We start from the raw sequence: 12,658 nt of genomic DNA on the forward strand, positions 1-12,658 counted from the left end.
TTTCAATCAGCGGCCGAGGCGTCCAGAACGACGGGGCGGCCACTCCTCGCAAACCACCCAACGGCAAGAACCGATCAGCCACACCCCGCCGCCCTGGGCATCCAGAGCACCTTGCCCTGGACACCTACAACCTTATGGAGGCACCGATGACCACCGAGCCACACCCGTCCGTCACTCCCGTGCCTCTGATGGAAATCACCTCGGGCGTCTACGCATTCAAGGCATTGGCACTCGCCGACGAACTCGGGCTGTTCACGTGGCTGTCCGGCCGGACCGCCACGATCGACGAATTCGCCGCGTGGCAGGGTATCGCGTCCCGCCCCGCGGAGCTGCTGCTCACCGCCTGCGCCGGCATCGGCTTGCTGGAACGCGATCACAGCGGTCACTACAGCAATACGGTGCTGGCCGAGGAGTACTTGGTCGAGGGCCGCCCGCATTACTTCGGTGGCTGGATCAAGGTGGTCGACCGCCACGAATATCCCGCCTACGAACATCTCGCGACCTCGCTGCGTGGTAATCACCCGACCAGCTGGGATGTCGAGAAACAGGAATCGCTGTTCGCGCCGGACGATCCGGTCATGGTGCAGACATTCTGGGACGGGATGTATTCGCTGTCGCGCTACACCGCGACGCTGTTGGCCGACACCGTCGACTTCACATCGATCACCAGGATGCTCGACGTCGGCGGCGGTGGCGCGGCCTTCGATATCGCACTCTGCCAGCGCTTTCCGGCACTGCGCGCCACCGTGTTCGACCTGCCGTTCGTCTGCGAACTCACCGAGGCCCCGGTCGTCGCGGCGGGACTCGGCGACCGCATCGACATCGTCTCCGGGGACTTCTTCGCCGACCCGCTTCCGGCGGGTCACGATGCCGTGCTGCTGTCGAATATTCTTCACGACTGGGGTGAAACCGAAATAGGCGACATTCTGTGCGCGTGCGCCAAAGCCCTTCCTGCTCAGGGATATCTGCTGATCTGTGAATCATTCGTCGCCGATGACAAGACCGGGCCGCCCTTGGCGGCGTTGATGAGTCTGAACATGCTCATCGAAACCTGGGGACGCAACTACACCGTGGCCGAATACACCGGCTGGCTGGACGCCGCCGGATTCGACACCGTCGACACGCACGCGTTCAACGGACTCGGCGCCAACGGTGTTCTCGTCGCCCGCAAACGCTGACCCCGACCACTCGGCGAAGGAGACCTGTGTACCCGCCCTACCCGCCCGAACCGTGGCGCATCAAGATGGTCGAGCCGATCCGGCTGCCTACCCCGGAGGAACGCCGGACAGCACTGCGCGCCGCCGGATACAACACCTCCCTGCTGCGTTCCGCCGATGTCTTCATCGATCTCTACACCGACTCCGGCACCAACGCGATGTCCGATCGTCAATGGTCGGACATGATGATCGGCGACGAAGCCTACGCCGGCTCCCGCAGCTTCTACCGGCTCGAGCAGGCGGTGCAGCACTACTACGGCTATGACCATGTGATACCGACTCATCAAGGACGCGGCGCCGAGAACATCCTCTCGCGCATCCTGGTGCGACCCGGCAGTCACATTCCGGGCAACATGTACTTCACCACCACCCGCACACACCAGGAACTCAACGGCGGCACATTCCACGACATCATCGTCGACGAGGCTCACGACCCCGCCGACGAGCACCCGTTCAAGGGCAACGTCGATCTCGCGAAACTGGACCGGCTGATCAGAACCGTCGGCGCCGAGAACATTCCCTACGTCTCGCTCGCCGCCACCGTCAACATGGCCGGCGGTCAGCCGATCAGCCTCGCGAACCTGGCCGAGACGCGCGAACTCACTGCGGCACACGACATCCCGATCATCCTCGATGCCGCCCGCGCCGTGGAGAACGCCTGGTTCATCCAGCAGCGAGAACCAGGCCGCGCCGACCAGAGCATCGCCCACATCCTCGCCGAGATCTGCCGCCTGACCGACGGCGCCTGCATGTCGGCCAAAAAGGACAGCTACGCGAATATCGGCGGCTGGCTGGCCGTGCGCGACCCGGATCTCGCCGAGCAGGCACGCAACCTCGTGGTCATCTACGAAGGCCTGCACACCTACGGCGGAATGGCCGGCCGCGACATGGAAGCCGTCGCCCGCGGCATCGAGGAATCGGTTGAGCACGACAATATCCGGGCCCGCGTCGAACAGGTCGGCTACCTCGGTGATCGACTCATCGCCGCCGGTGTTCCCGTCATGCGGCCCATCGGCGGACACGCGGTCTGCGTCGACGCCGCCGCTACCCTCGAACACCTCCCGCGCTCCCGGTTTCCCGCTCAAACCCTCGCCGCCGCAATCTATCTCGACTCCGCGACCCGAGCCGCCGAGCGCGGGACGGTCTCCGCCGGACGCGACCCGGCCTCCGGCGAACACCGCTACCCGAAACTGGAACTCGTACGACTGACGATTCCGCGCCGTGTCTACACCCGCAGCCACCTCGACTTCGTCGCCGACAGCATCATCAACGTGCACAACGACCGTGCCGCCATCACCACCGGCCTGACCTTCACCCATGAGCCCTCGGTGCTGAGGTTCTTCCAGGGAAGATTCGCTCCGGCGGACAGCACGGTCACCCGGTCCGGGGCATAGAGCCGGCAGGTCGCTGGATTACCTCGATACTTTCGGGCTATTACCCGTACGTGCACGCTTGTGGACTCACTACTGCGGGCTGTCGAGGACCCGTTTGCGTCGCCTGCACCCGACCTCAGCGTCGAGTTCCTTCTCTGCCGGCGGCCGCGTGGAGAACAGGTGCGATGCGTAACGCCCTGTACAGCAAGGACATCGGCGCTGTGCTGCGGGCATGGCGACATCACGAGGCGCACGGGCCCCGGCCGATTCCACAGACGGCCCTCGCCGATGCGCTCGATGTCACACAGGGCCAGCTCAGCCGAATCGAGAACGGCCGCAACCGGGTTCGTGATCTGGACAAACTCATCCACTATGCGCGCGTGCTCGGGGTGCCCGCCGAATTGCTGTGGTTCGAACTGGACGACACCGGCGGACCGGCGGCGCCGACCGCGGAAAGACTTCGACTGCCGAACGGCGCAGTCGTCACGACCACCGCCCGCGCGCCCGAACCGGTCCTTGCCGGTTCGCTCCTGACCACTCTCGACGAATACGTGCGTACCGACAGGCTGGCCGGTTCGTACGCTGTGCTCCCGGTCGTGACTCAGCAGGCGAGGTTCGTCGAACACCTCGAGGAGACGAGCAGTGCGAGCGCTCGGGCCGAATTGCGCATGGTGCGGGCCAGAATTGCCGAATTCCTCAGCTGGTTGTATCAGGATTCCGCAAACCTCTCCGCCGCGGCGGAATGGGCCACTCGTGCCGTGGAACTAGCCCGTGCGACCCGGGACGGCCGGCTGCTGTCCTACGTTCGCTTGCGGCAGAGCAGCGTCGCCTCCGACGCGGGGGACGCGCCTGCGGCGCTCGAACTGACTCGGACGGCACTGCGCGCGCCGACGGATCTGACGCACCGGCACCGGGCGATGGCACAGTGTCAGCTCGCCCGCGGTCATGCCCGTCTCGGCGATGCCGACAGCTGCCGGCGTGCCCTCGACCGGGCAGCTCGGCTCGCCGGGCATCCGGCCGAGGCCACCGACCTCGCGCGACACTGCACACCCGACAACGTTGCCCTGGAAGCGGCGGACTGCCTGATCGAAATACGCCGCCCCGAACAGGCGATCGACGTGCTGGAACCGCGATTGCCACGCTGGCATCCGGAAAACCGCCGCGACCTCGGCCGTGGACTGACTCTTCTCGCTACCGCTCTGGCCGCTACCGGCGAGCCCGACAGGGCAGTGGAGGTCGCGGGACACGCCCTCGTGATCGCCGCCGAAACGCACTCCACGAGAACCGAAATCCAGCTCTACCGGCTGATCCGGCAACTACAGTCGACCGGAGCGCACGACCACGCGGCGAAACTGCGAATCACGCTGCACAGCGCCCTGTGAGCTGTCACGTGAAGGTTCGTCTCGGTGGGCCCGGACGGTCGTCGTCGGCCGCCAGGATGGCCGTGATCTCGATGCCGTGAGTGCGCAGCTGCCGTACCTTGTCGGGGTTTCCGGTCAGCAACTCGATGCGCGGCATGCCGAGCGCGTAGAGCATCTGCGCCGCCACGCCGTAGTCTCGCTCGTCCGCGCCCCGTCCGAGCAGCTTGTTCGCTTCGTAGGTGTCGTAGCCATCGTCCTGCAGCACATAAGCGTCGAGCTTGTTGTAAAGACCGATGCCGCGGCCTTCTTGACGCAGGTACAGCACGGCACCGCCACGCTCGGCGATGGCAACCAAGGCGTACTGCAACTGTGGTCCGCATCGGCAGCGATCGCATCCGAACACGTCACCGGTCAAACATTCGCTGTGCACCCGGACCAGCGGCGGATGAGCCGCTGACTCGGGCGCATCGGCCACCACGATGGCCAGGTGCTCGCGCCCGTCGAGGAGACGGTCGAAGGTCACGAGTTCAGCCGCGGACCGAGTGCCACGAAGGACCACAGCCACCCGCGCACGGATCGCCGCGGGCGGAACCCGGGCACCGGAAGCCCCCACCGAAGACACCGGCCCCGGAGTCACTTCGACCGTGTTCCGAATCTCGTCACAAGATCAACATACGCTAGCAATCGAACAGTTATCCTCCGCCGCAGCATGTAGCAGCCGATGTCAGAGGATGCCGATCGATGACATGGCGGCGAGTTCCGCCGCGCGCACGATGGCTGTCGGGTGGTAGAGGTCTTTGTCGATCCACAGCGCGGGCTGTGGTTTCGGGGACCGTAGCGCCGCGAGAGACTGGGGCGAGGGACAGTCGTGCGCGAGGTGTGTCGTGAGGATCGCGTAGGCGGCTTCTTCTCGTGTTGTCGGGGACTGCTGTGCGGCCCACCGTGCGGCCCGGGTGACTGCGGCCTGGTCCGTCGTGTAGACAGCCAGGGCGCGGGCCACGCAGAACGTGGCGTAGAACGGCGATACGTGCCAGCGATCGTGCCAACTGCCATCGCCTTTCTGCCGGTCCAGCAGCCAGGCGCGGATCTTTCCGACAGTCGCGTCGTCACCGTGAATGCCGAACGCCTCGAGCGCGTGCGCGTTGGTAGTGACCGACATTCCGTCTTCGCCGGGCCAGGTGCAGTAGTGGGTGTCGAGTTCGAATCTGCGCAGGACGTCGGGATTGCGCGGGTGCCCGAGCAAGGCGAGGGTGTGCAGTGTGCAGGCCGTGGTGTCGGCATCGGGCGGTAATCCGTCGGCGGTCGGCGCCCCGTCGGGTCCGAGAGCCGCGGTGAGCGGCTCGATGAGCGTGGTCGAGAACGGCACGTCGACGCTGCTTTGGGTAAGCCAACCGAGTACCCAGGCGCGTTCGAATGTGGTGATGGGGAGACAACAGGGGACCGGCCCGTGGTACCGGCGTATTGCTGCGAGCAGGTAGTGCCCTGCGGGGTGGTCGCCTGCCGGAGCGCTGCCGAGCCATGCGGCCGTCGCCGCGGGTGACGCACCGATCGAGCCGTTGGACGCGGGTCGTATGTACGGGTGACCCCGTGCGGCAACCGGATCCACCTCGAGCATGTGGAGCAATTTGGTCGGCGGGGTCGATGGACTCCGCAGAGTTCGCCGGGCCTTGCTCAGGCGACGGAAGTAGTCCGCCGGCGCGGAAAGCCGTGTCGGCACTCGGTGATTGATCGATTCGACAAGGCCGGCGCAGAGGATTTCGGCTCCCGGCGTATCCGGTAGTGCGGAGATGTCGGTGTCGAGGCGATGGAGCGCACGCCACGCCGCGGCCCTTCCTCGTGCGGTGCCGTCGATCAACAGAGCGTCGATCGCGCTGAGACTGGGCACTATCCGGTACGCGCTCATACCCGGGTCTCCCCACAGGCCGTCCGGCGCCTGACTCTCGACCAGCCATCGGACGCGTTCTCGGTGGAGAGGGAGCCACGGTGCCAATGCCACGAGTCGCCCGGTTTCGTAAACCGACGGACCGGCGAGCTGCCCCCATGGTGTCGCGGCCAGATCGGCGAGTATCGAGGCGGCGCTTGTCATCGGTGCTGCCATTCCGGGTGATGGATGTCGATCTGCTGCAAGCCGATCAGAAAATCGGTGAGCCGGGTGACAATCCGACCGGCAGTGGTGTCGGCGTGCGGCTGGGCCAGGCGTTTGTGCTCAGCCAAGTGGTCGGCGATCAGGTGCTGCATTCGGGATGGTTCGGCGCCGAGGAACAACGCGTTGGTCACGGTGTGTTGCTCGTATTCTCGATCGGCGGTGGCCAGATCGTTGGTCAGCATCAAGGCGGTCTGTGCGCGGTCGAAGGATTCTCGCAGCGGGTCGACGATCTCTGGGCCGCCGGCGGCCATCCATAATGCGATCACCACCGGCCACGCGCCATACGCCGAACTGTGCAACAGATATTCGTCCAGCTCGGGTCGAACTTGCGCGTGGTCGGCCCGCCAGGCCCATTCCCATTCTCGCAGGACGGTGCGCAGTTGTTGATGCCAGAACGGCTTCCACCGCGCGTAATCGGGTAATGAACTCAGACGGCCGACGATATCGACGAGCGCACTCTCGTACGGGTCCGTGTCGTCGGCGCACCGGCCGGTAGCGGCGGCTACATCGCAGTGCTGGACCAGATTGTGTAACCGGGTCCGGTCGGAGAGCTGAGTGTCGAAGACGTCGTCGGTGACCGACAGCCACACACCCACCAGTTGCGCCGGGATCAAACGCGCCACGTCCATCGTGGCTGGTGCGGAGAATGCGATGGTCAGTGCCGTGGCCTCGATCGCGGCTCCGGTGTGAAACCCGTAGCTCGAGCACCAGCGGCCGGCCACCGTCATGAGCTGGAGTGCGCGCGCGGCCTGCACGCCGTTGAACTCGTTCCGGGCCTCGACCATGTCGTACTCCTGAATGTATGTGGCTGCGGCGCAACGTCTTCGGCAATGGAGGGGATCTCCGCCGGCTACAGGTGCCGATCCCACCACCAGGCGATGGTGGACGCGGGTGATTCGGTGCCGGTGTCGTGGGGGTGGTCGACCCAGTGACCGGTTGGCGTGGCGCCGGATACCCGGTAGCGCGGGGTGCTGAAGCCCCAATCGAGATTTCCCCGCACGACGTGCCCCAGGTCTGTCAGATATCGGCGGGTGGGCTCGGACTGGTGCGGGGCGGTCTTATCACATAGTTCCAGGAATCGGCACATGATGCGGTCGCGGAGGGCGACGGCGTCGCGCAGCGCCGCGCCGCGATGGCTGTGGCGCTGGTGCACGAGCACGTTGACGATGTTCTGGTCGGACTCGTCGTGGTGGACGTCCTTGGCGTAGGACTGGAGGTCGTTGTCCAGCGAGGCCAGCATCCGCGCCATCTCGGTGCAGGCACGCACCGCGGGGTGATCCAATTCGTCCGCCGGGATCTGCGGTCCGGTCACCAATTCGATCATGGCGGTGACGGGTTCTCCGGCGGCGCTGTTGATGCGCATGGCCAGGTAGTCGTCGAGCGACGGCATGACCGCGCGGGACTGATTACCGATCTGCCAGATCACTCCGGTCAACCAGGCCCGTTGAGCCAGCACCCAGCGCCGGTATTGCACGGGCGTGCCGACCTCGCCGAATTTGCGTGCTATGTCGGCCAGCGGGCGCATGCAGTCGCCGGGTTCGGTGATGTCCGAGCCCGGCGATTCCAGCATGCGCAGGATACGTCCGGTGAGCCGCGCGAACTCGGCGGTGCGGGTGTTCCAAGGCGCACTGTCGCAGTAGGTGTCGTCGAACGAGAATCCCCAGTAGGTCCATTCGACGGCGATCTGTAGTCGGTCGGCCGGCCCGTGCGGCACCATCCGGGCGAAGAACTCGGCGCCTCGGCTGTCGAGCACGCGGGCCGGGTGTTTGTCGAAGTGTTTCCATTTCGCAAGCCACGCATGGGCTTTCGCCTCGACGGAAGCGGCGTCCGGATGGATGGCCGACTCGATCGGGCAGTAGAAGCCGGGCAGCTCCGTGATCGGAGGTTGTTGCGCCGTCGCCATTCTGATGTCCGGCCCTGGTCAGGTACGGACCGAATTCACGTAGTCGGCGAGTTGGTCGAGGCTGTGTAGTTCGTCGGCGTCGGCCGTGGGGATGGTGATGCCGTAGGTCTTTTCGATGCGGGTCAGCAGCGTGGTCATGTCCATCGAGTCGACGCCCTGATCCTCCAGGGGGACATGCGGTTCGAGAGATTCGGTGCCGGTGTCGAATCCGGTCATGAGGTCGCTGATGTCGTGTGCGGTGATCATCGGGTGCTCCGTTCCGATCGGGTGTGTTGGATGAGGCTGGTGCCCCAGGTGAAGCCGACTCCGAAGCCGGCGAGCAGGACTGTGTCCGGCGGCCGGGTGTGGAGGCGGGGTGCGAGCATGAGGGGCAGGGAGGAGGAGACGGTGTTGCCGTAGTGGGCGATCTCGAACGGGAGCCGGTCCTCGTCGACGCCGAGTGTTTCGCGGACCACGTCGATGATGCGTTTGGATCCGGGATGGGCCAGGATCACGTCGATGTCGTGCGGGCCGAGCCCGTTGCGGTCGAGGAGTCGCTCGATGCTCCGGGGCGCCTCGCGGGCGGCGTTGAGGAATACGCCGCGGCCGTCCATGGTGAGATGTTCTGTGCCGCAGCGGAGTACGGACGTAGTGCCGGGCGCGGTGCCGAAGTCGGCGTCGACGATCCGGTAGCCGGGGGCGTCGGTGGTGAGGTAGGTCGCGGTGGCGGCGTCGGCGAACAGTAGCGCGGTGTTGCGGTCGTGCGGATCGGTGATGGTGGTGTAGGGATCGCAGGTGCACAGCAGGACGTGTTCGAACCCGTATCGGTCGGCGAGGGCGGCGGTGGCCGCGAGGCCGTGGGTGTAGCCGGCGCAGCCCTGGGACAGGTCGAAGGTCATGCACGCGCCGGGCAGCCCCAGCTTTTCGTGGACGATGGCGGAGGTGTGTGGAATCCGCTGGTCGGGATTCTGGGTGACGACGCACAGCAGTTGCGTCGCGTCGAGGTGCACGCTCGCGTGCCGCCGCAGGTCTTCGCAGGCCTCGACACACAGGTCACTGGTGCGCTGCTGCGGCTGTTTGACCGCGCGGGTGTGAATACCGATCTTGGTGTTCAGAAAGTCTTCGCCGACACCCAGAGTCGTCGCTGCGGGCAGGTTCGGCACCCGCAGGTCGGGGAGGTAGGTGCCGATGGCGGTGAGACGGATGCTGTCGGGTGCGGTCATCTGCTGAATGTCGTTTCCGTGGTGCGGGTCAGCGGGTTTCGTAGATGCGTTCGTGGCCCTCCACGGCCGCGAGCCGGAAAGCGCCGGCGGTGTGTTCGGGCACATTGTGGCGGCCTGCGTCGGCGGGGATCCGGAACTCGTGCAGGGACCGGTAGTCGTCGTAGGCGAGAGGTTTGCGGGCGGTGACCGCGTGGTCGTGGGCGGTGGCACGCAGATGGTCGCGATAGCCGGGAACGACGGTGGCGCAGAAGAACTCGGCGACACAGCCGGAGCCATAGCTGAGCATCCCGACGTGCCGGCCGCCGAGCTCGTCTCGGTGGTCGAGCAGCGAGGCCAGCGCCAGGTACAGCGACGCGGTGTAGCTGTTGCCGACCGCCCGGTTGTAATGAGTGCTGGCGGCGAGCGCGGTGTCGAGGTCGTCGTGGGAAGGCGCCTGCCCGTGCGTGCCGAGCAGGTGGCGGTGGGCCTTGTAGGCCATCGCGGTGAATGGCTGGTGGTAGCAGAAAGCGGCGAAGTCGTCGAGGTCGCGGCCGCCGTGGCGGCGGTAGTCGGCGTAGGCGTGGGCTGTGGCGTCGAGGTAGGTCGTGATGGACAGCTTGCCGTCGACGACCGGGGTGGTGCGGTGATTGGGGCGCCAGAAATCCATCACGTGGCTGGAGTGGACGCCGGTGACGGACTCGAGTTCGGCGATGCCGGGGTCGGCGGTGACCAGGATCGCCGCGGACGCGGCGCCCTGCGTGGCCTCTGCCGGAGTGCCCGTGTCGTAGCGGGCGATATCGGTGGCGATGACGAGCACTTGGTGGGCCGGGTCGCGGGCGATGAGTCCGGCGGCGAATTGCAGGCCCGCGGTGGCGGCGTAGCACGCCTGTTTGAGTTCGACGACGCGGGTGGTGTGCGGCAGCCGCAGCAGCGGATGCAGATACAGGCCGGCGGCTTTGGACTGGTCGACGCCGGTTTCGGTGGCCAGCAACACGGTTCGCAGCGCGCTGGTGCCGTGGCGTTCGAGGACGGGCGCCGCCGCCGCGGCGGCGAGGGTGACGATGTCTTCGTCGGGAGCGGGGACGCTCATCGCGTCCTGGCCGATCCCGCGGTGGTATTTGGCGACGTCGACACCGTGGTGCCGGGCGAGGGTGGCGTGATCGATCATGTAGTGGGTGGTGGCGATGGACAGGTCGGCGATTCCGACGCGCGGGTGGGGCATGGCCGAGTCCTCCTTCGGTGTCAGCGGTGGGTGCGTTCGAACCGGGTGTGGGCGCGCATCAGCTCACCGGGATTGGTTTGGGCCGCGAGCAGTGACAGCTCTCCGCACAGCACGGTGGCGGCGGCGAGCGCGGCGAGCCGGCGGGCGTTGGCGCCCGGCGGCCGTTCCTGGCGGCAGCCGAGGCGGGTGAGCGCCTGCTCGACATGCGGGAGATGTTTGCCGTTACCGACGGTGCCGACGATCAGATTGGGCAGCGTGCAGGAGAAATAGAGATCGCCGTCGCGGTCGTCGGCACGGGTGATGCCTTGTGAGCCCTCGACGATATTGGCCGCGTCCTGTCCGGTGGCGAGGTAGAACCCGAGCAGCATATTGGCGTAATGGGCGTTCGCGGAACGGATCCCGCCGGCGAGCAGGGTGCCGATGAGGTTCTTGCGGGTGTTCAGCGTGGCGAGCCGGGCCGCCGTGGTGTGCAATCTGCGCTCGACCACCTCACGGGGGAGCATGATCTCGGCGGCGACGTTCTTGCCGCGGCCCAGGATGCCGTTGACGGCGCTGGCCTTCTTGTCCGTGCAGTAGTTTCCCGACACCGACTCGTAGCGCAATCCCGGAACGTCGGCGAGTATCCGGGCGGCGAGCCGGTCGGCGGCCTGGGTGGTCATATTGTGGCCCGCGGCGTCGCCGGTGGTGAATTCGAAGCGCAGGAACAACAGATTCCCGGCGATCTGATGATGCAGATCGATCAGCCGCGTGTGCCGGCTGTCCGCGGCGACGAGATCGCGGAGTTCGTCGAACCGGTCCCGGACGTGACCGACGGCGGCGAGGGCGATACTCGCGTCGTCGGCTTCCACCAGGATCGAGCGGGTCATCCGGTCATCGAGAACCGTGGCGACGATGCCCTGGTCGGTGAGTCTCGAAACGGCGGCGCCGCGGTGCACGGAGGGCCACAGGGGAGTTTCGAAAGTGGCCAAGGGAATGTCGAATTCGCCGGTGACCGCATTGCCGCGGATACGGAGCGGGCCGAGCCACGCCATCGGCACGGTGGCGTGGTCGGTGGCCGGGCTGTGCGAGGTGGTCATGCGAGAACCGTCCCTTCGGCCGGTGCGCCCGGCCACGACTCGGAGCGGGTCGCGACGCGGGACCCACTGCGGTGGGCGAACTGGGTCGTGTCGATACCTGCTGCACGGCAATAGCTTTCGACGGGCCCGGTCAACAGGAGGTCGCTGTCTGTGAGGGCATCCGGTGTGGCGGCGCCGAGCACGGTCATGATCGAGACGAGGTGATCGAGCCACTCGCGGATCGTCGTGACGAGTGCATCGGTGCCGCGGTCGAGCAGGACCGTGAGGAACGCTCCCGCTACTCCGGTCGCGCGGGCGCCCAAAGCGAGTGCGCGCGCGGTGTCGAGCGGAGAGCGGATGCCGCCCGAGGCGAGCAGCGTTACGCCGTCGACGCCGGTGGCCTCGAGCAGGCAGCAGGGCGTGGACTGTCCCCAGCCTTCGAGGCAGGAGAATCCGAGGTCGGCACGCCGCCGATTCTCGATGCGCGCGAAGTCGGTTCCGCCACGTCCGCCGACATCGGCGACGGTGACCCCGAGATCGGCCAGCAGCGCCACTGTCGCTCGACTGAGGCCGAATCCGACCTCCTTCACGATCACCGGAACGTCCACGGCCGCGGCGATGGCCTCGATCCGCCCTGCCCAATGGGCGAAGTCGCGGTCGCCCTCGGGCATGACGATTTCCTGGACGGCGTTGAGGTGGATCTGCAGCGCGTTCGCCTCGAGGAGATCGATTGCGCGGCGAGCCTGCTCGGGCGTGGTGTCGGCGTTGAGGTTCGCGAGCACGACGCCGCGCGGATTCTCTGTGCGCAGCACCCGATAAGTCTCGGCAAGCGCCGGATCGCGCAGGTAGGCGCTCATCGAACCCGCCGCGATCGGCAGTCCGGTCTCGGCGGCGGCAACGGCCAGTTCGCGGTTGATCGCGCCGGTGCGGTCGCTTCCGCCGGTCATCGCGTTGATGTATAACGGTGCGGGCCAACGGCAATCGGCGACCTCGACCGTCGGATCGACGTCGATGCGATCGATGCCGGCCAGCGCGTGGTGTACGAAGCGCACAGCGTCGAAGTCGTTGGCCTCGGCAGGTTGCCGGTGCTGGTCGACCGCCAGCCGCACATGGTCGTCCTTGCGATCGCCGATCGAGTCCGGGCGGGTCGTCATTCATGCCTCCTTTCACGGGAATCCGTGCCGTCACGCCGGCGCCGAG

General features: G+C 66.7%; 12 protein-coding genes. 3 read left to right on the forward strand and 9 right to left on the reverse strand.

Features of this window, described 5'->3' with window-relative positions:
• Positions 1-146: 146 nt before the first annotated feature.
• From QH470_RS03275 to QH470_RS03285, 3 genes are all read left to right on the forward strand, one after another.
• Complete coding sequence (locus QH470_RS03275; protein WP_280270747.1) at positions 147-1,178, forward strand: methyltransferase; 1,032 nt, start codon at positions 147-149, stop codon at positions 1,176-1,178.
• Positions 1,179-1,204: 26 nt separating this feature from the next.
• Complete coding sequence (locus QH470_RS03280) at positions 1,205-2,611, forward strand: tryptophanase (protein ID WP_280270748.1); 1,407 nt, start codon at positions 1,205-1,207, stop codon at positions 2,609-2,611.
• A 164-nt stretch (positions 2,612-2,775) separates the two neighbouring features.
• Positions 2,776-3,972 carry a helix-turn-helix domain-containing protein gene (locus QH470_RS03285; protein WP_280270749.1) on the forward strand — a complete coding sequence of 399 codons (1,197 nt, stop codon included), beginning with the start codon at positions 2,776-2,778 and terminating at the stop codon, positions 3,970-3,972.
• A 4-nt stretch (positions 3,973-3,976) separates the two neighbouring features.
• Here the strand turns inward: QH470_RS03285 and ribA are convergent, their stop codons facing one another.
• The 9 genes from ribA to fni all read right to left on the reverse strand — a co-directional run bounded on the left by ribA (position 3,977) and on the right by fni (position 12,612).
• A complete protein-coding gene (gene ribA, locus QH470_RS03290; protein ID WP_342228415.1) occupies positions 3,977-4,588 on the reverse strand; it encodes a GTP cyclohydrolase II RibA in 612 nt (203 codons plus the stop codon).
• An 87-nt stretch (positions 4,589-4,675) separates the two neighbouring features.
• The gene (locus tag QH470_RS03295; protein WP_280270750.1) at positions 4,676-5,854 is read right to left on the reverse strand and encodes a prenyltransferase/squalene oxidase repeat-containing protein; all 1,179 of its coding nucleotides are present in this window, start codon (positions 5,852-5,854) and stop codon (positions 4,676-4,678) included.
• Between the two features lie 179 nt (positions 5,855-6,033).
• Entirely contained in the window at positions 6,034-6,882 is an 849-nt protein-coding gene (locus QH470_RS03300; protein ID WP_280270751.1) for a terpene synthase family protein, read from the reverse strand.
• A gap of 65 nt (positions 6,883-6,947) precedes the next feature.
• Positions 6,948-8,000, reverse strand: a complete 1,053-nt coding sequence (locus QH470_RS03305) for a terpene synthase family protein (protein WP_280270752.1) — start codon at positions 7,998-8,000, stop codon at positions 6,948-6,950.
• Between the two features lie 18 nt (positions 8,001-8,018).
• Positions 8,019-8,246, reverse strand: coding sequence for an acyl carrier protein (locus tag QH470_RS03310; RefSeq protein ID WP_280270753.1), 228 nt, complete (start codon positions 8,244-8,246; stop codon positions 8,019-8,021).
• On the reverse strand, positions 8,243-9,202 hold the full coding sequence (locus QH470_RS03315; protein ID WP_280270754.1) for a ketoacyl-ACP synthase III: 960 nt from the start codon (positions 9,200-9,202) through the stop codon (positions 8,243-8,245). The genes QH470_RS03310 and QH470_RS03315 overlap by 4 nt, the downstream gene beginning before the upstream one ends.
• Before the next feature lie 28 nt (positions 9,203-9,230).
• The gene (locus tag QH470_RS03320) at positions 9,231-10,403 is read right to left on the reverse strand and encodes a hydroxymethylglutaryl-CoA synthase (RefSeq protein ID WP_280270755.1); all 1,173 of its coding nucleotides are present in this window, start codon (positions 10,401-10,403) and stop codon (positions 9,231-9,233) included.
• 20 nt (positions 10,404-10,423) lie between these two features.
• Positions 10,424-11,479 (reverse strand): hydroxymethylglutaryl-CoA reductase, encoded by a 1,056-nt coding sequence (locus tag QH470_RS03325; protein WP_280270756.1) that lies wholly within the window; start codon positions 11,477-11,479, stop codon positions 10,424-10,426.
• Entirely contained in the window at positions 11,476-12,612 is a 1,137-nt protein-coding gene (gene fni / locus QH470_RS03330) for a type 2 isopentenyl-diphosphate Delta-isomerase (RefSeq protein ID WP_280270757.1), read from the reverse strand. The genes QH470_RS03325 and fni overlap by 4 nt, the downstream gene beginning before the upstream one ends.
• Between the last annotated feature and the right edge of the window lie 46 nt (positions 12,613-12,658).

It is taken from the genome of Nocardia wallacei, assembly GCF_029868745.1.
GTDB classification, from domain to species: domain Bacteria; phylum Actinomycetota; class Actinomycetes; order Mycobacteriales; family Mycobacteriaceae; genus Nocardia; species Nocardia wallacei_B.

Bases quoted from the DNA above. Each gene is read 5' to 3' on its own strand.
- QH470_RS03275 (WP_280270747.1), top strand. From the start codon at position 147: ATGACCACCGAGCCACACCCGTCCGTCACTCCCGTGCCTCTGATGGAA.
- QH470_RS03285 (WP_280270749.1), top strand. From the start codon at position 2,776: ATGCGTAACGCCCTGTACAGCAAGGACATCGGCGCTGTGCTGCGGGCA.
- QH470_RS03295 (WP_280270750.1), bottom strand. From the start codon at position 5,854: ATGAGCGCGTACCGGATAGTGCCCAGTCTCAGCGCGATCGACGCTCTG.
- QH470_RS03300 (WP_280270751.1), bottom strand. From the start codon at position 6,882: ATGGTCGAGGCCCGGAACGAGTTCAACGGCGTGCAGGCCGCGCGCGCA.
- QH470_RS03305 (WP_280270752.1), bottom strand. From the start codon at position 8,000: ATGGCGACGGCGCAACAACCTCCGATCACGGAGCTGCCCGGCTTCTAC.
- QH470_RS03310 (WP_280270753.1), bottom strand. From the start codon at position 8,246: ATGATCACCGCACACGACATCAGCGACCTCATGACCGGATTCGACACC.
- QH470_RS03315 (WP_280270754.1), bottom strand. From the start codon at position 9,202: ATGACCGCACCCGACAGCATCCGTCTCACCGCCATCGGCACCTACCTC.
- QH470_RS03320 (WP_280270755.1), bottom strand. From the start codon at position 10,403: ATGCCCCACCCGCGCGTCGGAATCGCCGACCTGTCCATCGCCACCACC.
- QH470_RS03325 (WP_280270756.1), bottom strand. From the start codon at position 11,479: ATGACCACCTCGCACAGCCCGGCCACCGACCACGCCACCGTGCCGATG.
- fni (WP_280270757.1), bottom strand. From the start codon at position 12,612: ATGACGACCCGCCCGGACTCGATCGGCGATCGCAAGGACGACCATGTG.